General features: G+C 52.4%; 1 pseudogene. It reads left to right on the top strand.

Annotated features, from left to right (window positions below):
* Positions 1-199: pseudogene (locus EOD29_RS36735) on the top strand (LysR family transcriptional regulator); the annotation flags it as partial.
* Positions 200-254 lie beyond the last annotated feature (55 nt).

Genomic DNA, 254 nt, shown 5'->3' on the forward strand with positions numbered 1-254 from the left:
AAACCTAACAGCGGCAGAGATCCGTCGGCAGATCAAAGTAATCGAGGACGAGCTTGGCACTCCTGTATTTGTGGTACTTGGAGCGGACGTTATGCTTACCGGCCCTGGGGAAGACCTTTATAGCGTGTTGGCAAGCATTTTTTCCAAGACATGCAATGTCCTCAGGACCATTAAACGCGGCGGTCACTCCAAGATGTGACAATTACCTCCACCGATGCGTTCGCCCGATCTGGCTGACAGGCGCGAATGATGGT

It is taken from the genome of Mesorhizobium sp. M1A.T.Ca.IN.004.03.1.1 (assembly GCF_003997555.1).
Lineage (GTDB): Bacteria > Pseudomonadota > Alphaproteobacteria > Rhizobiales > Rhizobiaceae > Mesorhizobium.